A 17,214-nucleotide genomic window follows, 5' to 3' on the forward strand; every position below is an offset into this window, starting at 1 on the left:
ATCTCAAGCGGTGGGCGGCTCCAACCGCACCGCAAACCACTGCAAGGTCACCCCGGGGCTGATCTCCAGATCACAGGCCGTATCGATCAACCGCTGCGCCGCTGCATCAACATCCGGTTGATCTGCCAGATCGGCCGGCAACTGATCGAGGCTGCGCAACCAACCGCTCAGCCATGTCAACGTGTCGGCAGCGCTGAGCAGCTGCTCCGGCTTGCCGGGCTCCAGCACCACATAGTCATCAAGGGCACGGATCAGGGGATCAGACATGGAACGGCGGTTGTGGATGCTGCTGATCAGCCTCACCATCCTGCTCAGTGGCGGCCCCGCCTGGGCCCAGACAGGTCTTGAGCAGCGTTTGAACAACTGGCCCGACTGGAGCCTGCCGGCACCGTTGCCGCGGCCCTCAAATCGGGACGACCTGATTTATCCCGACTGGTTTGCCGGACTCTGGCAAGTGGAGAGCGTTGATCTCGACGCCCCCGACGAGCCACCGCTGCTGCATCAAGCACGATTTCAAGCCGACCGGCGCGGTCGACTTGTCGGCGATCGCAGCTTCAACGCCACGGCCATCGGCCGTGCCCTGCTTGGCGAGCAACTGCTGAAGGTGGAAGAAGACCCTGACTCAGCCAACCGCCAGATTGCCCGACTCAAGGGAGATCTCTATCTCGAGACCACGGTGACGGGCCGCCGCCAGGAGAGCCCGAGCACCGAAATCTTCCTGGCCGATGAATTGGTGCTGCAGATCCTGCATGCGCCCGGACCGCCGCGGCTGAGCCGGATCGAAACCCTGAGCCGCTACAACCGCTGCGGTAAGGACATCTGCGCCGAGCAATGGCAAGGGCGCTACGCCTCCCCGGGCGAGAGCCTGCGGGATCAGGCCATCGCCCAGCACCACTACCGATTGCGCTTCACACCTCTTCGAGGGTCCGCTCCGTCAATTTGAGTTCGATCTGGTCGCGCCACTGGAACAGGGGCTGCAGTTTGGGGTGATCGCTCAGCCCAGGCACGCCCTTGCCGGCCAGGGCCGAACCCGCAGAGGAGGGGAAGCGCAGCAGCGACAACTGAGCTGCAACGGCGATGTCGGCCAGGGTCATGCTGTCGCCCACCAACCAAGGGGTGGTCTGCACGGATGTGGCCAACTGCTCCAGGCTGGCCAGCAGCTCGGTGCGCTCCTTCTGGTTGACCAGTTCAGTGATGTTGCTGACCCAACCGCCGGGGATCACTCCCATCACCGAACGCACGGGGTCGGGCAGATCGTCGGGCAGCAGAGCAACCCGAAGCTCGGGGTCCAGCGCCGCGGCCTGCACCAGAGAGGCGCGACCCGCCATGGCCAGGGTGGTATCGGCCCAGTCCTCCAGCAGATGCACCTGGGCAGCCTGGCGCGAATCGGTGGGAATCAGGGCAGGATCGGGCTCCCGCTGATCCAGATGCAGCGCAATGGCGCTGGAGTCGGCAATGACCTGATCCCCATCCACCAGCACGGGCACCTGCCGTTGGCCAGACAGCCGGAACACGGCCACCTGGCCGACACCGGGGGTCACCTCCACGGTGCGGAAACTCAGCCCCTTGGCCTGCAACACCATCCGGACCTTGAGACAAAACGCGGAATGGCGGAATTGATGCAGCTCCAACATGTCCAAAACAGCCATGGGCCCGGCAGAGTAGCCAGCAGATTTGCAATCACGCCAGAACCATGCGGGAGTTTTTCCTCAACGTCTCCCGTTACCCCCGTTACTTGATCGCCTTCACCCTCGGGGTGATGAACTCAGTCGCCGAACCCCTGGCCGCACGCCGGAGCAATCCCGTCACGGCTGTGGCCTTGATCGGCGCCTTGATCAGCGGTGGAATCAGCCTCACCTTGGTGCTGCGTGCCATGGTGAATTCAGCACCGATGGCGTGATGGCACAGGGGCGTCGAGTGGAGCGGGTGGCCGCCCTGATCCGCAAAGAAGTCAGCGAACTGATGATCAACGGCATCCGTGATGAACGGGTGCACCAAGGCATGGTGAGCATCACCGAAGTGGAGGTGTCCGGCGATCTGCAGCACTGCAAGATCTTCGTGAGCGTGTTTGGGGAAGCCCAGGAGCGCGACCAGGTGCTCGAGGGGCTTCAAGCCGCCAGCGGCTTCCTGCGGGGAGAACTGGGGCGACGGCTGCAGATGCGACGCGCCCCCGAAGTGGTGTTCCAGCTGGATCGGGGTCTGGAACGCGGCACCTCAGTGCTGGGACTGCTGAATCGCCTCGAAGACGAACGGCAGCAGCGGGGCGAGATTCCACCCGGGAGTGATCAACAGCCAGGCAGTGATGAACAGCCGGCCCGCTAACAGCCTGCGGCGCCGCGTAGCAGAACTGCTTGTGGTGCGGGCCAGTGGTCATCTGAGCGACCAGCAGCGTCGCTACCCACAGTGGGAACTTCCAAACAGCGAACTGCAGCGCCTGCTGCGGGACGGTGTTGGTGGCGTGATCCTGCTGGGGGGGCAGCGCTGTTGAGCTGCAACAACGCACCCAGCAACTGCAGGGCTGGAGTGAGCAGCGGTTGCTGGTCTGCGCGGACGTTGAAGAAGGCGTTGGCCAGCGCTTCGAAGGGGCCAGCTGGCTGGTGCCGCCCCTGGCCCTCGGGCGACTCCACCAGCGGGAGCCCGAGCTGGCCTTGGATTTGAGTGAGCGCTATGGCCGCTGCACCGGCGAACAGGCCCGCCGCTGTGGCCTGAACTGGGTCTTGGGGCCGGTGTGCGACGTCAACAACAACCCCGCCAACCCTGTGATCAATGTGCGGGCCTGGGGCGAGGATTCCAAGACTGCCAGTGCCCTGGCGGTGGCGTTCCAGCGGGGGCTCAAGCAAGCGGGGGTGCTCGGATGCGCCAAGCACTTTCCCGGCCATGGCGACACCACCAGCGACTCCCATCTGGACCTGCCGGTGCTGCCCCACAGCCGCGAACGGCTGGAGCAGATCGAACTGCCGCCCTTTCAGGCCGCCATTACTGCCGGTGTGGAGAGCGTGATGACGGCCCATCTGGTGCTGCCGGACTTGGATCCGCAGCAGCCCGCCACCCTCTCCAAAGCCGTGATCACCGATTTGCTGCGGCGCCAGATGAGGTTCAACGGGCTGGTGGTAACCGATGCCCTTGTGATGGAAGCGATCAGCGCACGGCACGGCGCCGCCGAAGCAGCTGTGCTGGCCTTTGAAGCCGGGGCCGACCTGATCCTGATGCCGGCGGATGCGGATGCCGCCATCGATGGTCTCTGCGACGGTTTCAGCAGTGGAAGGCTGTGCCTCGAGCGGTTGGACGAGAGCCTGCAGCGCCGGGCCCACGCCCTGGCATCAATCCCCACCAGCACAGCTTCGGGTCAGATCGTCAGCGCAGACGAGCAAGCCCTTGAGGCTGAGCTGGTGCGCCACAGCATCACGGTCGGCGAGGCAAAGGTTCTTCCACAAGAAGGAATCAACCTGGTGCGCGTGGATGCCATGGTGCCCAGCGCAGCCGCCCTCAGCGGCTGGTCCCCGGCGCTGCGCACTCCTGAAGCACAAGGATTTCGCTCAATCGTGCTTCATGGCGAAGGGCTATCGCCCTGGAGCGGCCAAGCGGATGCGCCCCTGGCGATGGACCGCCTCGGCGATGGAGCGGTGCTGCTGCAGCTGTTCCTGCGGGGCAACCCCTTCCGCGCCGGACGGGATGCCCAAGAACCCTGGGCCGCAGCGATCCAGCAACTGATCGCCCTCAACCGGCTGGCCGGAGTCGTGGTCTACGGCAGCCCTTACCTCTGGGACAGCCTGAAGCCCCTTCTGCCCAGCAGCTGCCCTGCCGCCTATTCCGCAGGCCAGATGCAGGAAGCCCAACGCCAGGTGCTCACCGCGCTGTTCCCCAGTGCGACGCCGACCGGCAACAGCGGTGCGTTCACCGACTGACCACCACCAACCAACCGCACTGGCCAACCGCATCTAATCTCGCGCCAACTTCCAGCCGGCCGACCATGCTCAGCCTCTCGATGATCGTGCGCGATGAAGAGGCGCGTCTCGGGGAGTGCCTGCGCTCGGTGCAGGGCTTCGCCGACGAGATGGTGGTGGTGGACACCGGCTCCACCGATGCGACGGTGGCCATCGCCGAAGCGGCCGGAGCCCGGGTTGAGCAGATTCCCTGGCCAGGGGACTTCGCCCCAGCCCGCAACCAGGCCCTGGAGTTTCTCAACGGCGACTGGGTGCTGGTGCTGGATGCGGACGAGCAGCTTCGTCCTGAAGCCATCCCCGCACTCAAAGCCCTGATGGCCCAGCCCGATGTGCTGGTGATCAACCTGCTGCGTTACGAGGTGGGGGCTGCCATGGCGCCCTATTCCAGCGTCAGTCGTCTGTTCCGCCGCCACCCCTCGATCCGGTGGAGCCGGCCGTACCACTCGATGATCGACGACAGCGTTCGCACCCTGCTGGACGCCGAACCCCAATGGCGCATCGCCGATTGCAGTAAGCCGGCAATCCTCCATGACGGCTATCGACCGGAACTGCTGGCGGGCAGCGACAAGGCCGATCGGCTGCGGCAGGCCATGGAGGCTGATCTGCAGGAGCGTCCAGGTGATCCCTACGCCAGCGCCAAGCTCGGAGGGCTGTTGATCAGTGAGGGCAAGAACGAAGACGCCATTCCCTTGCTGGAAAACGGCCTGAAGCAGTGCGGTTCAGCCGGTGCCGAACGGTATGAACTGCTGCTGCACCTGGGATTGGCCCTGACCCCCAGTAATCCCGACAAGGCGGTGAACTGCTACCGACAAGCCCTGGAGATTCCCCTGGACACTCGGGTGAGTCTTGGAGCCCGCCTCAACCTGGCGGCTCGACTGATGGACCAGGGCAACCTGGAGGAAGCGATCAGCCTCACCCAAACCGCCGCCCAGCGGGCACCGGAAGTGGCCCTCGCCTGGTACAACCTGGGCCTGATGCAACGGCGCCGCGGCGACCTCGCCGCGGCCCTGGAGGCGTACGGCCGCGCCCTCAGCCTGGATCCCAACAACGCTGAGTGCCATCAGAACAATGCCGTGGCCCAGTTGTTGGGCGGCAACATCGACGCCGCTCGCAGCAGCTTCATCCGCGCCATCAACCTGCTTCAGGCCCAGGGAAACGCTGACGCGGCTCAGCAGCTGCGCGAAAGAGTGGAGGGGGTGGTGAAACTGGACGGGGAGGCTGTCGCTTGAGCCATCCCTTGCAAAGCCGAACGGTGGTCGTCACCCGCGCCGCCGACCAACTGGGAGCCGCGCGCCAGCTGCTGGAGCAGCGAGGGGCGACGGTGCTGGATCTTCCTGCCCTGGTGATCGGACCACCCGACCACTGGGGTCCTCTGGATGACGCCCTCGAGGACTTGGAAAGCTTTCACTGGCTGGTGTTCTCCAGTGCCAATGGCGTGCAGGCCGTGGAACAGAGGCTGCAACGCCTTGGCCGTTGCCTGGCACGACGCCCCGCCAGTCTCAAGATTGCAGCGGTGGGCCGCAAAACAGCGCAGGTGCTGGACGACCTGGGGGCGACCGCTGATTTCGTGCCACCGAGCTTCGTGGCCGACAGCCTGATCGATCACTTCCCTGTTTCGGGCTGGGGTCTCAAGATGCTCCTTCCACGGGTGCAGAGCGGTGGTCGCACCCTGCTGGCGGACGCCTTCGGTGAAGCCGGAGTGCGGGTGGTGGAAGTGGCGGCCTATGAGTCCGGCTGCCCCACCACGATGCCGGAGCCAACAGCGACCGCCCTGGAGGGAGGTGACGTTGATGCCATCGCCTTCAGCAGCGGCAAAACAGCGGAGCACACCGCGCAGCTGCTGGAACAGCGCTTCGGTCCAGGCTGGGCTGAACGGTTGGAGGGGGTGAAGCTGGTTTCAATCGGCCCCCAGACCAGTCGCAGCTGCCGCCAATGCTTCGGCCGGGTGGATGCTGAGGCCGACCCCCACGATCTCGAAGGGTTAGCCGAAGCCTGCGCTCAGGCGATGCAGAAGGGATCCTGAGGCTCATCGTTCAGCGCGAAGCGAATGCAACCGCGCGCCACATCAATACTGAGCACCGACCATCCAGTCGGCAGCAACAGCGGAGCATCCGCGCCGCAGCGGCCATCAGCGCCTACACAGATCACACCAGTGCCGTTGGAGGTGGTCACGATGGCTCGTTTCTGATCTCCCACCAACAAAACGCCAGTCAGGGCAACACCAGTCGTGGGGTCCTGAGCATCCTCAGCCTCCACATTAACAAGAGGAGCAAAGGGATCCGCCCGGCCGCCGGGGGCAGCCAGATGCACCTCCTCAGCCGAAGGCAGAGGAGTCAGGCCAATCGGTGGGGCCGGCGGCGGTGACGTTTCCGGAAGCGGCGCAGGTTTCACTGGAACGGGAGGCAGTGCCGTAGCCGTTGGCGTTTCACCACCACAGCCCCCCACGACCACCAACACGGCAACTGGGGCAAGCCAGTGCTTAGCCGCCTGCTTCCACCAGGTCACGGAAACGGTCAAGATTCGCCTGAAGCTCCTTGGTCACGATGCCCCCCAGGATGCTGGGTTCCATAAGCGGTGCCAAGACCCTCGGCAATTCATAGGTCACGCTCAACTTGACCACAGTGCGGTCGTCGGCTTCGGGATAAAAGCGAACAGCACCCTTGGTGGGCAGACCACCCACTGATTCCCAGTGCAGTTGCTGGGCTTCAACCCGCTGGGTGATCCGGGCCTTCCAGTTGAAGCGAAAGCCCTGTGCCGCCAAAGTCCAATCGGTGAGATCAGGGTCGTCGAGGGGTTTGACCGACTCAATCCAGCGCATCCAACGGGGCATCGCTTCGAGATCACTCCAGACCTCCCAGACCTTGGCGGCCGGGGCCTGCACCTCGGAGGTGACCGTGTGTTCGAGCCAGCGTCCCATCAGGCCACCGCCGCATTGGTGGCCAGCTTCACCGGCTGATCGAGGATGGCCGCCGCCGCCAGATGACCGCTCATCGTGGCCCCCTCCATCGAATCGATGTAGTCCTGGCGGGTGTAGCTGCCGGCCAGGAAGAAATTACGGATCGGTGTGCGCTGCTCCGGGCGGTAGGGCTCCATGCCAGGGGCTTCGCGGTACAACGACTGCGCCAGTTTCACAACGTTGCTCCAGGTGAGCTTGAGATTGCGGGCCGAGGGGAACAGCTCGCGCACCTGACGGTCGGTGTGGGCCACGATCTCATCCACCGACTTGGGAATCCAGGGATCACCAGGGGTGAGCACGCATTGGAGCAGGGAGCCCTCTCCCTCCTTGCGGTAATCCTCGGGGCTGGCCAGGGCCAGATCGGCAAAACAGCTGAAATCGGCATCAGCCGTGTACAGCAGGTTGTTGAGCCCCGTGGGTGTCGCCACATCCATGCGCTGGGCTTCCTGGGCATCTCCCAGCTCGGTCACCCAGCCGTCGTAGCGGAGCTGAACCGTGGCCACGGGTACAGCCTCCAGCTGATGAATCGCCTTGAACTGGGGGTAACGGTTCCAGGCCTCGGGCAGCAGTTTCTGAATCCCGGGCACATCACAGGCGGCCAGGTAAGCGTCAGCCTCAACACGAATGTCTCCTTCGGGCGTTCCCAGCTGCAGGCCAGTGATCTCAGGGGAGTCACCCTCGCTGTAGTCCACCTGCTTCACCCGATGACGCAGATGCAACTTGCCTCCACGCTGCTGGATGTAGTCGAGGATCGGACCCGTGAGCCAGCGATGGGGTGATCCCTTCAGCAGATTGAGCTTGGAGGCTTCCGTCTTGGCCGCAAACATCATGAAGATGGTGAGCATGCAGCGGGCGGAGATGGCCTCGCAGTCGATGAAGCCCAGGGCATAGGCAATGGGATTCCACATCCGCCGGATGCTTTCGGGGCTGCCGCCATGGCCCACAAACCAGTCCTGGAAACTGACCGAGTCGAGGGCTCGGATGGTGCGCATCGCCCCCTCGTAATCCACCAGACCCCGCACGATCGGGCTCGTGCCCAGGGCCAGGGCATTGCGCAGCTTGTCGATCCAGCTGAGCTGCGGTGTGGTGAAGAAGGCCTTGAGGCCATTGAAGGGTGCGCCGATAGGGAAGCGGAAATCCAGCTCCCGCAGATCGCCCCCCTTGTTTACGAACAGGTGTGTGTGCTGCTTCGGCAGAAGGTTCTCGAACGCTCCCACCTTGCGCATCAGAGCGAAAAGGTTGGCGTAATTGAAGAAGAAGACGTGCAACCCCATCTCGATGTGGTTACCGCCCTCATCTACCCAGCTACCCACCTTGCCGCCCATGAAGGGACGGGCTTCGTAGAGATTCACCTCATGGCCCGCATCCACGAGGTCCACTGCAGCGGAGAGGCCGGCGAGGCCGGAACCAACGATCGCGACCCGCACATGATCTGGTCAACTATGGCGACTCTATGTATGAGCGTTCATAGAGTGAGAGCGCGAGCCTGCGTTGACCATGACTTCCACCCCTGATACCGCGCCGGCCCATACCGCCAAAGACGGCAAGGGCATCCTGATCACCGAACCGGCGATGCAGCAACTGGCCAAGCTGTGTGGCGAACAGGGTCAGAACCAGGTGCTGCGCGTCGGGGTGAGGTCCGGGGGTTGCAGCGGCATGAGCTACACGATGGATTTCGTGCCCGCCTCAGACACCCTCGACGACGACGAGACCTACGAATACATGGCGGCTGACGGTCAGAGCTTCCGGGTGATCTGTGATCCCAAAAGCCTGCTCTATATCTACGGAATGCAGCTGGACTTCAGCACGGCTCTGATCGGTGGTGGCTTCAACTTCACCAACCCCAACGCCAGCCAGACCTGTGGCTGCGGCAGTTCCTTCGCCGTGTGAGCGAAGCCACGTGGGAATCTGAGGGGAGATCACTGCCCTCTCCCTATTGATGGAGACTTCCCAGGACAGCCTGTTTGAGCAGGCCATGGCCCGATATCAGGCCGGCGCCGCGGCCGAAGAGGTTCTCCCTGATTTCGCCCGCATCGTTGAAGCCGCTCCTCGCCAATCGGCGGGCTGGACCTGCCTGGCCTGGCTGCAGCTGCTTTGCGACCAACCAGAGGAGGCGCTGCGGTCGGCACGTTTCGCTGTGAGACTCAACGGCCAGGACCCCCAGGCCAGGATCAACCTGAGCCTGGCGTTGCTGGAAACCCAATCCAAGGGCGTGCGTGACCACATCCAGGTGGTCCAGCAGGTGATGACCCTGGCCCCAGAGGTGTCCGGCGAACTCAAGGCCTCGATCGCCGACGGGCTTGAACGCAAACCCGGCTGGAAGGCCCTCGAGAAAGTGAAAGCCTGGCTTGAGCTCTGATCACAACGGACGCTCTGCCTGACAGCCACTGCATGACAAACCCTGCATGACAGCCACCTGGACCATCACCCGTCTGCCGTCCCAGGTTCGCGTGCGGCCTCCAGCGGATCGTTCGGCTCAATTGCGGCAGGAACGCCTGGCCAGCGAAGCGCGGCGGTTGCAATTGGCCAGGCACGCCAACGGCATACCGGATCCGAGCACCTGGATGTGGTGATGGGCAGCCCGGCGATGGCACGCATCCTGCTGCTGAGCAATGGCCACGGTGAAGACATCTCCGGCGCCCTGCTAGCCCAGGAGCTTCAGCAGCAGGGCCACAACGTGCAGGCTCTTCCGCTGGTGGGCCTTGGCAGCGCCTACCAAAAAGCCGGCGTGCCGCTGCTGGGACGCAGCCATGAATTCAGCACTGGCGGCATCGGCTACACCAGCCTTCGCGGCCGCCTCACCGAGATCGCCCAAGGGCAAGTGCTGTATTTGCTCCGACGCCTGGTGCGTCTGCTGCGCCACCGGCATCGCTTTGATCTGATCCTGGTGGTGGGGGACGTGATTCCCGTGATCGCGGCATGGCTGAGCCAACGGCCTGTGGCGACCTACCTGGTGGCCTACTCCAGCCACTACGAAGGGACGCTGCGCCTGCCCTGGCCCTGCGCTGCTCTGTTGAAAAGCCGCCGCTTCAAAGCGGTGTACAGCCGCGATCAACGCACCGCCGAAGACCTCAGCAGACAACTGCAGCGGCCGGTGACCTTCCTAGGCAATCCGTTCATGGATTCGGTGCTCACAGCGGCCACCCCGCCGCCTAGCAGCACGCCACGCATCGGTCTGCTGCCCGGCAGCCGCCGACCGGAACTGGAACAGAACCTTCAGCTGTTGCTGCGGCTGATCGAGCTGCTGCCCAACACAGTTCGCTGCAACGTCGATCTGGCCCTGGTGCCCAGCCTCGATGACGACAGCTTGCGGCGGCTGAGCGAACGATGCGGTTGGCACTTGAAAAACGGCGTGCTGGAGCGCGAGGGGGCCTGGGGGATCAACGTTCGCCGCGGGGCCTTCCGTGCCGTGCTGCAGCACAGCGATCTGGTGATCGGCATGGCAGGTACCGCCATCGAGCAAGCCGTTGGCCTGGCCAAACCGGTGCTGCAGCTGCCGGGCCAGGGGCCTCAATTCACAGCAGCATTCGCCGAGGCCCAACGGCGCCTGCTGGGCCCCACTGTGTTCTGTGCCGACGGAGAGAGTGGCAGCCGTGAGGCCTTGGAGGGAACAGCAGAGCTGGCCATGGCTCTGCTGGATCGTGCGCGACAGGATCCTGACTTGCAACAGCAATGCCAAGAGGAGGCCAAATCACGCCTCGGGAAAGCTGGTGGAGGCCCGAGAATGGCGGCAGCCATTTGCGCACTGCTTGCATGAGTGCCCCGCCAGAACCGGCCTGGAAACGCTGGCTCGACCGCCTGCTGATGGTGAATGTGCTGCTGGTGTTTATCGGCGCAGGGGTCTTTGCCGTTGCCGTGGTGCAACAGGGCCAAGGCCATGACTGGCTGATGGACCAGGTTCAGCTGCTGTGGCAACCCCTGTTCGCCCCAGCCATCAGCCTGTTGATCATGGCCGCGCTGGTGAGTGGCATCTTCAGCTGGTGGCAGCGGCGAGTGCTGAAGCCAGATCGGGATAGCGGAAGCTGAAGTTCAGAGCGTCAAGCCGCTCCGAGGCAACCTGCTGGCCCTCCAACACCACCTTGGCGCCGTCCCCCAGAAGCACCTGAAGCACTGGAGCGGGCACTGGCAACAAACTCGGACGGCCCAGGCTGCGCCCCAGCTGCTTGCAGAAGGCCGTCATCGAGACGGGCTCAGGAGCCACGGCATTGATCACGCCACTCCAGCTCTCGTCCGTGAGGGATTGAAGGATCAGGGCGCAGAGGTCAGTGCGGTGGATCCAGCTCATCCATTGCCGGCCACTGCCGATCGGACCGCCAAACCCTGTGCGGAACACAGGAAGCATTTTTCCGAGTGCACCGCCGTCGGCCGCCAGCACAATGCCGATCCGCAGGGTGACCTGCCGTACAGCGGAAGGCACCGCCTCAGCCGCCGCTTCCCAGCGCTCACACAAGCTCGCAAGGAAGTCGTCGCCAGGGGTGCTCGATTCAAGAAAACGCTTGTCCAGGCTGGAGCCGTAGAAGCCGATGGCTGAGGCATTCACCAGCACCTTCGGTGGCGTTGCACAGGCCTCGATCGCCTTCACCAACTGAGAGGTCGTTTCCAGACGGCTGGTTTCGAGCAGCTGCCGGTGGGTCGGGGTCCAACGCTTCTCGGCAATCGGTTCCCCCGCCAGGTTGACCACTGCATCGGCCTGATTCAGGGCGTCCAACAGGCCGGCATCGGTCCAGGTGCTGCTGCTGGCAGGGTCGAACTGCATCCAGATCAGTCGCCCATCCGCCCGTTCAGCGTCGTAGCCGCGGGCCAACCGGCGGCTCACCACTGTGAGCTGGTGCCCGGCCTGAAGCAGGAGCGGCAGGAGCTCACGGCCAACAAAACCTGTGCAGCCAAACAGCAGCAGACGCATGAAAGCGAGGGTGGTGCGGCTGGGAGGCTAAGGGGGTTCGTGGGCGATTGGTTTTAGCCTGGTGCCATCACCTTCCCCTGTCATGGCCGAATCCGACGCCGCTGCCCCCGCCAAGGCCAAGCCTGCTGCGCTGCGCAAAGGTGCCTTGGTCAAAGTGAACAGAGCCGCCTACAGCTCCAGCCTTGAGGCTGGAGCCAGCGATCCCACAGCACCCGACTACATCTTTGAAGGTCCCGGCGAGCTGCTGGTGGTGAAAGGGGACTACGGCCAGGTGCGCTGGAACCGTCCGGTGCCCGATGTGTGGCTGCGGATGGATCAGCTGGAAGCCTGCTCCTGATCCTGCTCTTGGTTGGAGGCAGGCTCCAGGGCCTCCTCCACGGCTGTGACGGCCGCTGGAACTGACGTAATGGCGGCGGGGATGCGCCAAACAGCACCAGAGAGCACACCGCTGAGATCCCCCAGCGCCGCCAGCACAGGATTCGAAACGCTGGCCCCATCCGCAGCGGCGGCGGCCTGCCAGGGGTTCCACCCCGCCAGGTTGACCACACTGCGGTAGGCCGCTGGCCAGGGGTTATCGGGCAACAGCCGTTGCAGCGCCTCAAACTGCTCCGCTGCCTGCGCCGGGCGGTTGTCCAGCACCGCCAGCAGCGCCAGGGTCCAACGCGGTTTCTCGGCCTCGGGATCCTGCGCCAACGCCGCCAAGGCCTCAGAACGCACCGGCTCCCGGTAGCTGAAATGGCCATCGAGCATGTGCTCCTGCCCCACCGCAGCGAACACCGGATCCAGCCCCACCGGCCCTGCCGCCAGGCCAGCGGCAAGTTCGGGGAAGCGCTCCGCAAAAGAGGGGCCTGCAATCGGGCGCGTCGCGCTGCGGCGCCAGAGGGAATAACTCCCCCCCTTGGGGCGCTCAAACTGATGCACCAGCTCGAACACACCGCTGCTGCGCACGGCTTGATCCAGCTTTCGCGCCGCTTTGCGCACCGATCCCTGGTTCCCTTCCGCCAACACCACCCATTCCGTCCGTGCCAGCACAGGCCCACGGTCCTGGTGGCTGCCCCCCAGCTGCCGGCCAACGGTCTGCCCCCCGTGGCGACGGCCGTAGAAGCTGACGTTGTGCTGGTTGAGATCGGAGGTGCTGGGCACCACGATCAACGTTGCAGGAGGCCTGTTGGGATCCGCACCGCCGGCGGCTTCCACCAGCGCCTCCACCGGGCCACGGGGCCGGTCTTCAAAGCGATGCAGCTGATGGGCCCAGCCCGCCGGCACACAGGCCAGCAGGCCAGCACCGAACAGGGGCCACACCAGCCTCGAACGCCTGGCCTCGAACCAATGGCCCCATTGCCACCAGCCTCGGGCCAGGAGCAAAAGCAAGGAGGGCAGCAGGGGAGCGATGTAGCGATCGCCTTTGTTGGGGCTCAGCGTGGTGAGCACCCAGGCCGCCACCAGATTGATCAGGAGCCAGCGCCAGGACCAGCCGTGGTCCGTGGAGGGCTGCCGGCACTGCCAGCACCAAAGCAGCAGCCCGGACAAGCCCACCACCAGAAGCACCGTGCCGAGCTGCTCCGGCAACAGGCGCGGGTACCACAGCCAACTGGCCAGGCTGAACACGCCGGGATCCCCTTCCCGGGCCGCCGACTCGAACACGGCCCGGTTGGTGCCCCCGAGGCTGGTGATCCAGTTGTGACGCAACCAGGGGCCGATCAGGACCGCCGTGAGCACGGGCAGCAGCAGAGCCTGACGCAACCAAGGGCCGCCGCGCCGCAACGCGATTCCGGCAGCCCAGAGTCCCGCAGGAACAAGCACCAGCAGGGCGCTTTGCTTCACCAGCACCGCAGCGATGGCTGCCAGGGTGCAACCCCAGGCCTGCCCCCAGCGCCCTCCAGTCTGAGGGTCACACCAGACCCCGAGACGCCAGATCGCCAGGCTGCAACTGGCCACCAGGGCCATCTCCAGCACGTAATCCGTACGCAGATCCAGAAAGGCCGGCGTCAATGCCGCCAACAGGCAGGCGATCAAGGCCAGGCCATCCCCTTGCAGCCGCCGCCCCCAACCCGCCATCACCACCAGGAGCAACCCGTGCCAGAGACTCAGGCTCCAGGCCGCTTGCTCCGGGGCATCACCACTCAGGGCCATCACGCTGCCGTTCACCAGCGAGGCCAGAGGCGGAATCTTCGGAGACAAATCCAGCAGCGCCTGCCAACCCTGCCACCCGCCACCGGGAAGCAAGCCCAAGGCGCGGCCATGGTCCATGGCGCTGTTGAGGTAATCAGCCTGATCCCAGGCGGGGACGCCGGTCTGGAGCGTCCACCAGAGCCGATCCACCAGGGTGGAGAGCACCCAGATCAGGGCAACCGAGGCCCAGAAACGCCAGCGCTGCTTCACACGATCTCCAAGCGACGCCGTTCATCCTGGAGCCGCTTGCGGCGTTGTTTGGCCTCCCGCAGCATCTCGCGACCATCGTGGAGGTATCCATCCACGTATCCCATGGTGTAACGCTCCAGCTCGGCCAGAGCGTCTTCCACTTCCGAAAGACAGTGATACAGGCTCAGCCCGAAGCCACGGGCCGAGGCCGGTGTGGGCAACGACTGGAACAGTTGCTTGACCTTGTCCATCCGGCGTCCGCTCGCCTCGAGATAGCTGCAGAACGCCTCCATCAGCTCGTCGTCGTAGGGGTCTGCTGACAGTGCCTTCAGTTGCTTGGGGAAGGGATTAATCACCTCACCGAGCATGCGGTCGATCGGGGCGTAAACCCGCCGCAACCACTCCACCAGGGCATCGTCAGCGGCCACAGCACGATCGTGGGCACGGCTGGCCCGGCGCAGGTCCGTCGGCGATGCCGCTCGGCCCGGCTGGGGCCGCGTGCGATCGAACGCCTTACGGCGCTCGGCATCCCCGAGAACTTCCCAGGCGGCATTGAGGGCCAGCATCTGCTGGTCATCGCCACCGGCATCGGGATGGTGCTGCTTCACCAGCTGGCGGTAGGCCGCCTTGATCTCAGCATTGCTGGCGGTGCTGCTGACACCGAGCACGGCGTAGGGGTCGCTCACAGCTGACCATCCCTCCGGGCGGGAAGCTGCGAAGCAGCACTGAACATCGGGGTTGTGAGGTAGCGCTCGCCATAACTAGCCAGCATCACCACCAGGCGTTTGCCTGCCATGGCGGGGTCCTGGCCCACCCGAAGGGCAGCGGCCATGGCTGCGCCACTGCTGATGCCGCAGAGCAGACCCTCCTCCCGAGCCAGACGCCGGCCCACCTGCATGGCCTCCTCATCGCTCACCGTGAGGATCGAATCAATCCGATCGAGTTCCAGCACCGCAGGAACAAAACCAGCTCCAATGCCCTGGATGCGATGAGCCCCCGGGGGCTTCCCAGACAGCACAGCACTGGCCTCGGGCTCAACGGCAATCACCTGCAGCTGCGGCTGGCGTTGTTTCAAAAGACGGGCACAGCCGGTGATGGTGCCACCGGTGCCCACCCCCGCCACAAAGGCATCGATCTGACCCTCGGTATCGCGCCAGATCTCTTCAGCCGTGGTGCGTTCATGCACGGCTGGATTGGCAGGGTTGTCGAACTGCTGAAGCAGAAAGGCGTTGGGAATCTCGTCCACCAACTCCTTGGCCAAAGCGATGGCCCCATTCATGCCCTGGGCACCGTCGGTGAGCTGCAACTCGGCGCCGTAAGCCCGCAACATCGCGCGACGCTCCGTGCTCATGGTGTCCGGCATGGTGAGAATCAACCGGTACCCCCGGGCCGCCGCCACCATGGCCAGGGCAATTCCGGTGTTACCGCTGGTGGGCTCCACCAGCACCGTTCGACCGGGAACGATCGTGCCGGCCTGCTCCGCCTCCAGCACCATGGCGCTGGCAATGCGGTCTTTGACCGAGGCGGATGGATTGAAGCTCTCCAACTTGGCCAGGATCTCGGCCTGGCAGCCGCAAGCCTGGGGCAATCGGTTCAGCCGCACGAGGGGCGTGCCACCAATCAAGGCCGTGATGTCAGGAGCAATGCTCATGGCTGCAGCTTGCCCGCAGAACGACCATAAAAAAAGCCCTCCGCATGGGAGGGCTTGGTGTGTGTGTGTGTGTGTGAGGAAGGTTGTTCTGAAGGCCCAACCGAAGTCGGGCCAAGCGATCAGAACTTGAAGGTGGTCTGAACCAGGCCACCGAAGACGCCGAGGGACTTGTAGTCGCCGTTGACGTTCTGGGTGTCGTCACCGAAGGGACGGATCAGCCAGTAGATGGCTGGGGTGATCTGGATGTTGTCGGTGACCTGGAAGCTGTACCAGAGCTCCATGGCGTAACCGCCATCAGCCACGAAGTCGTCGTTGCTGTCGTTGTCGACATCGAAAACGAACTGAGGCTGACCCACGGCATAACCCAGAGCGTTGCCTTCCATGAAGACGTCGTTCCAGGTCAGACCCACCATCCAGCTGGCCATGGCCCGCTTGGTGGTGTTGTCATCCCAATCGTCGTTGCCGTTCAGGTACGAAGCACCAACACCAGCGCTGATGGAGGGCATCCAGCCGGACTCCTCAGGACGCCAGAAGCCGTGGAAAGACCAGCTGTGGCTATCAGCATTGGTGCGCTCGTCTTCACCATTGACTTCAACGGTGCAAGGAGTGCCGAACTTGTCACCAGCGGCGAACTCAGTGGCGGTGCGGAACTTGGCACCACACTAGCCGTAGCGGTAACCACCAGCGAAGCCCCACTGCTTGTTGCCGTAGGCAATCTGCGTGGTGATGTTGGCTTCGGAGTTGTCGGTCATGAAGCCACCCGTGTTGGGGTTGCTGTCATTGGCCTCACCGGAGTCGGCAACGTAGTTCGCAGCAACGGTGAAGTAGGGATCGCCCTTCTCCACTTGCTTCTTGTTGCTGTAGATGGCGCCGAAACCACCGCCGGTCTCCTTGTTCCAGACGCCGGGGGTACCCAGGGAACCACCGAAGAAATCAAGGACCTTGCTGCCGCCCTTGGCATAGGCGCTGGCCTTGTAGCCCATCATCTCAGTATTCCGGGTCAGAGGACCGGCCTGGATGGTGAAGCTGTCGCCGAGGGGGAAGCGGTAGTAGATGCGATCAATCTCGACGGTGTTGCCGCCGGGGGCAGCGGTGTCGAGCTTGTTCAGGGAGACGCCGTTGCCGTCCCACACGCTGCTGTCGCCCATGTTGCCGGCGCGCAGACGGGTGTACAGCAGATCCTTGCCGCTGAAGGAGGTCTTCAGGCCCAGACGCAGGTCGTAGCTGAAGGAGAAGGCGCCGTACTCAGCGTTATAAGCATCACGGGCACGCTTTTCGCCGCCGGTGTTGTAGTTGTCACCCTTGGCGCGCGTTGCACCAGCCACCCAGACGGTTTTAGCCTTGAGCTTGGTGGTGGTGGAGAACTGGGTTGCTTCCAGTTCGCCCACGCGGGCCTCGA

General features: G+C 64.3%; 20 protein-coding genes and 3 pseudogenes. 12 read left to right on the forward strand and 11 right to left on the reverse strand.

Going from position 1 to position 17,214, the window contains the following annotated elements:
* Window positions 1-3: 3 nt before the first annotated feature.
* Complete coding sequence (locus DXY35_RS01305; RefSeq protein WP_115009308.1) at window positions 4-267, reverse strand: chlororespiratory reduction protein 7; 264 nt, start codon at window positions 265-267, stop codon at window positions 4-6.
* On the opposite strand from DXY35_RS01305, the gene DXY35_RS01310 reads away from it, so the two are divergent.
* The gene (locus DXY35_RS01310) at window positions 266-943 is read left to right on the forward strand and encodes a DUF6816 family protein (RefSeq protein ID WP_115080511.1); all 678 of its coding nucleotides are present in this window, start codon (window positions 266-268) and stop codon (window positions 941-943) included. The genes DXY35_RS01305 and DXY35_RS01310 overlap by 2 nt on opposite strands.
* Here the strand turns inward: DXY35_RS01310 and DXY35_RS01315 are convergent.
* Window positions 909-1,634, reverse strand: a complete 726-nt coding sequence (locus tag DXY35_RS01315) for a glutathione S-transferase family protein (RefSeq protein WP_115080539.1) — start codon at window positions 1,632-1,634, stop codon at window positions 909-911. The two genes, DXY35_RS01310 and DXY35_RS01315, sit on opposite strands and share 35 nt — an antisense overlap.
* 59 nt (window positions 1,635-1,693) lie before the next feature.
* On the opposite strand from DXY35_RS01315, the gene DXY35_RS01320 reads away from it, so the two are divergent.
* The 5 genes and pseudogenes from DXY35_RS01320 (at window position 1,694) to DXY35_RS01340 (ending at window position 5,967) form a co-directional block, all read left to right on the forward strand.
* The gene (locus DXY35_RS01320) at window positions 1,694-1,900 is read left to right on the forward strand and encodes a DUF751 family protein (RefSeq protein ID WP_006850467.1); all 207 of its coding nucleotides are present in this window, start codon (window positions 1,694-1,696) and stop codon (window positions 1,898-1,900) included.
* Window positions 1,900-2,322 (forward strand): 30S ribosome-binding factor RbfA, encoded by a 423-nt coding sequence (rbfA, locus tag DXY35_RS01325; RefSeq protein ID WP_115080513.1) that lies wholly within the window; start codon window positions 1,900-1,902, stop codon window positions 2,320-2,322. Before DXY35_RS01320 ends, rbfA begins: the two co-directional genes overlap by 1 nt.
* Window positions 2,303-3,905 (forward strand): annotated as a pseudogene (locus DXY35_RS01330) (glycoside hydrolase family 3 N-terminal domain-containing protein). The gene rbfA and the pseudogene DXY35_RS01330 overlap by 20 nt, the downstream one beginning before the upstream one ends.
* A 65-nt stretch (window positions 3,906-3,970) precedes the next feature.
* Window positions 3,971-5,173 (forward strand): glycosyltransferase, encoded by a 1,203-nt coding sequence (locus DXY35_RS01335; RefSeq protein WP_115080515.1) that lies wholly within the window; start codon window positions 3,971-3,973, stop codon window positions 5,171-5,173.
* Entirely contained in the window at window positions 5,170-5,967 is a 798-nt protein-coding gene (locus DXY35_RS01340; protein WP_115080516.1) for a uroporphyrinogen-III synthase, read from the forward strand. The genes DXY35_RS01335 and DXY35_RS01340 overlap by 4 nt, the downstream gene beginning before the upstream one ends.
* On the opposite strand, the gene DXY35_RS01345 is transcribed toward DXY35_RS01340, so the two are convergent.
* The 3 genes from DXY35_RS01345 to zds are packed head-to-tail and all read right to left on the reverse strand — an operon-like array spanning window position 5,943 to window position 8,327.
* Complete coding sequence (locus DXY35_RS01345) at window positions 5,943-6,449, reverse strand: hypothetical protein (RefSeq protein ID WP_115080518.1); 507 nt, start codon at window positions 6,447-6,449, stop codon at window positions 5,943-5,945. The two genes, DXY35_RS01340 and DXY35_RS01345, sit on opposite strands and share 25 nt — an antisense overlap.
* Window positions 6,424-6,861: an SRPBCC family protein gene (locus DXY35_RS01350; RefSeq protein WP_115080520.1), complete on the reverse strand. Its 438-nt coding sequence runs from the start codon at window positions 6,859-6,861 to the stop codon at window positions 6,424-6,426. The genes DXY35_RS01345 and DXY35_RS01350 overlap by 26 nt, the downstream gene beginning before the upstream one ends.
* Complete coding sequence (zds, locus tag DXY35_RS01355) at window positions 6,861-8,327, reverse strand: 9,9'-di-cis-zeta-carotene desaturase (RefSeq protein WP_115080521.1); 1,467 nt, start codon at window positions 8,325-8,327, stop codon at window positions 6,861-6,863. Before zds ends, DXY35_RS01350 begins: the two co-directional genes overlap by 1 nt.
* 70 nt (window positions 8,328-8,397) lie before the next feature.
* Between zds and DXY35_RS01360 the strand changes: the two genes are divergently transcribed.
* Genes DXY35_RS01360 through DXY35_RS01375 form a run of 5 tightly spaced genes read left to right on the forward strand, consistent with a single transcriptional unit; the run spans window position 8,398 to window position 10,926 of the window.
* A complete protein-coding gene (locus DXY35_RS01360; RefSeq protein WP_115080523.1) occupies window positions 8,398-8,790 on the forward strand; it encodes an iron-sulfur cluster assembly accessory protein in 393 nt (130 codons plus the stop codon).
* Between the two features lie 49 nt (window positions 8,791-8,839).
* Window positions 8,840-9,259 carry a hypothetical protein gene (locus DXY35_RS01365; RefSeq protein WP_115080526.1) on the forward strand — a complete coding sequence of 140 codons (420 nt, stop codon included), beginning with the start codon at window positions 8,840-8,842 and terminating at the stop codon, window positions 9,257-9,259.
* Window positions 9,260-9,305: 46 nt separating this feature from the next.
* Entirely contained in the window at window positions 9,306-9,473 is a 168-nt protein-coding gene (locus tag DXY35_RS12535) for a hypothetical protein (RefSeq protein ID WP_170950475.1), read from the forward strand.
* Between the two features lie 14 nt (window positions 9,474-9,487).
* Window positions 9,488-10,657: a lipid-A-disaccharide synthase-related protein gene (locus tag DXY35_RS01370; RefSeq protein WP_115080540.1), complete on the forward strand. Its 1,170-nt coding sequence runs from the start codon at window positions 9,488-9,490 to the stop codon at window positions 10,655-10,657.
* Window positions 10,654-10,926, forward strand: coding sequence for a hypothetical protein (locus DXY35_RS01375; protein WP_115080527.1), 273 nt, complete (start codon window positions 10,654-10,656; stop codon window positions 10,924-10,926). Before DXY35_RS01370 ends, DXY35_RS01375 begins: the two co-directional genes overlap by 4 nt.
* Here the strand turns inward: DXY35_RS01375 and DXY35_RS01380 are convergent.
* Window positions 10,874-11,803 (reverse strand): TIGR01777 family oxidoreductase, encoded by a 930-nt coding sequence (locus DXY35_RS01380; RefSeq protein WP_115080529.1) that lies wholly within the window; start codon window positions 11,801-11,803, stop codon window positions 10,874-10,876. The two genes, DXY35_RS01375 and DXY35_RS01380, sit on opposite strands and share 53 nt — an antisense overlap.
* A gap of 82 nt (window positions 11,804-11,885) precedes the next feature.
* On the opposite strand from DXY35_RS01380, the gene DXY35_RS01385 reads away from it, so the two are divergent.
* On the forward strand, window positions 11,886-12,140 hold the full coding sequence (locus DXY35_RS01385) for an NAD(P)H-quinone oxidoreductase subunit O (protein ID WP_006850906.1): 255 nt from the start codon (window positions 11,886-11,888) through the stop codon (window positions 12,138-12,140).
* Here the strand turns inward: DXY35_RS01385 and DXY35_RS01390 are convergent.
* The 5 genes and pseudogenes from DXY35_RS01390 to DXY35_RS13065 all read right to left on the reverse strand — a co-directional run.
* Complete coding sequence (locus tag DXY35_RS01390) at window positions 12,119-14,185, reverse strand: glycosyltransferase family 39 protein (RefSeq protein WP_115080531.1); 2,067 nt, start codon at window positions 14,183-14,185, stop codon at window positions 12,119-12,121. The two genes, DXY35_RS01385 and DXY35_RS01390, sit on opposite strands and share 22 nt — an antisense overlap.
* The gene (locus DXY35_RS01395; protein ID WP_115080533.1) at window positions 14,182-14,850 is read right to left on the reverse strand and encodes a J domain-containing protein; all 669 of its coding nucleotides are present in this window, start codon (window positions 14,848-14,850) and stop codon (window positions 14,182-14,184) included. The genes DXY35_RS01390 and DXY35_RS01395 overlap by 4 nt, the downstream gene beginning before the upstream one ends.
* Window positions 14,847-15,815: a cysteine synthase A gene (gene cysK / locus DXY35_RS01400; RefSeq protein WP_115080535.1), complete on the reverse strand. Its 969-nt coding sequence runs from the start codon at window positions 15,813-15,815 to the stop codon at window positions 14,847-14,849. Before cysK ends, DXY35_RS01395 begins: the two co-directional genes overlap by 4 nt.
* 119 nt (window positions 15,816-15,934) lie before the next feature.
* Window positions 15,935-16,381, reverse strand: a pseudogene (locus DXY35_RS13060) (carbohydrate porin); the annotation flags it as partial.
* A 96-nt stretch (window positions 16,382-16,477) separates the two neighbouring features.
* Window positions 16,478-17,214: pseudogene (locus DXY35_RS13065) on the reverse strand (porin); the annotation flags it as partial.

This window comes from Synechococcus sp. N32, from assembly GCF_900473895.1.
Lineage (GTDB): Bacteria > Cyanobacteriota > Cyanobacteriia > PCC-6307 > Cyanobiaceae > Parasynechococcus.

Bases quoted from the DNA above. Each gene is read 5' to 3' on its own strand.
- DXY35_RS12535 (WP_170950475.1), top strand. From the start codon at position 9,306: ATGACAGCCACCTGGACCATCACCCGTCTGCCGTCCCAGGTTCGCGTG.
- DXY35_RS01310 (WP_115080511.1), top strand. From the start codon at position 266: ATGGAACGGCGGTTGTGGATGCTGCTGATCAGCCTCACCATCCTGCTC.
- DXY35_RS01320 (WP_006850467.1), top strand. From the start codon at position 1,694: ATGCGGGAGTTTTTCCTCAACGTCTCCCGTTACCCCCGTTACTTGATC.
- DXY35_RS01385 (WP_006850906.1), top strand. From the start codon at position 11,886: ATGGCCGAATCCGACGCCGCTGCCCCCGCCAAGGCCAAGCCTGCTGCG.
- DXY35_RS01370 (WP_115080540.1), top strand. From the start codon at position 9,488: ATGGCACGCATCCTGCTGCTGAGCAATGGCCACGGTGAAGACATCTCC.
- cysK (WP_115080535.1), bottom strand. From the start codon at position 15,815: ATGAGCATTGCTCCTGACATCACGGCCTTGATTGGTGGCACGCCCCTC.
- DXY35_RS01315 (WP_115080539.1), bottom strand. From the start codon at position 1,634: ATGTTGGAGCTGCATCAATTCCGCCATTCCGCGTTTTGTCTCAAGGTC.
- DXY35_RS01360 (WP_115080523.1), top strand. From the start codon at position 8,398: ATGACTTCCACCCCTGATACCGCGCCGGCCCATACCGCCAAAGACGGC.
- DXY35_RS01350 (WP_115080520.1), bottom strand. From the start codon at position 6,861: ATGGGACGCTGGCTCGAACACACGGTCACCTCCGAGGTGCAGGCCCCG.
- DXY35_RS01335 (WP_115080515.1), top strand. From the start codon at position 3,971: ATGCTCAGCCTCTCGATGATCGTGCGCGATGAAGAGGCGCGTCTCGGG.
- DXY35_RS01305 (WP_115009308.1), bottom strand. From the start codon at position 267: ATGTCTGATCCCCTGATCCGTGCCCTTGATGACTATGTGGTGCTGGAG.
- DXY35_RS01380 (WP_115080529.1), bottom strand. From the start codon at position 11,803: ATGCGTCTGCTGCTGTTTGGCTGCACAGGTTTTGTTGGCCGTGAGCTC.
- DXY35_RS01365 (WP_115080526.1), top strand. From the start codon at position 8,840: ATGGAGACTTCCCAGGACAGCCTGTTTGAGCAGGCCATGGCCCGATAT.
- rbfA (WP_115080513.1), top strand. From the start codon at position 1,900: ATGGCACAGGGGCGTCGAGTGGAGCGGGTGGCCGCCCTGATCCGCAAA.
- DXY35_RS01375 (WP_115080527.1), top strand. From the start codon at position 10,654: ATGAGTGCCCCGCCAGAACCGGCCTGGAAACGCTGGCTCGACCGCCTG.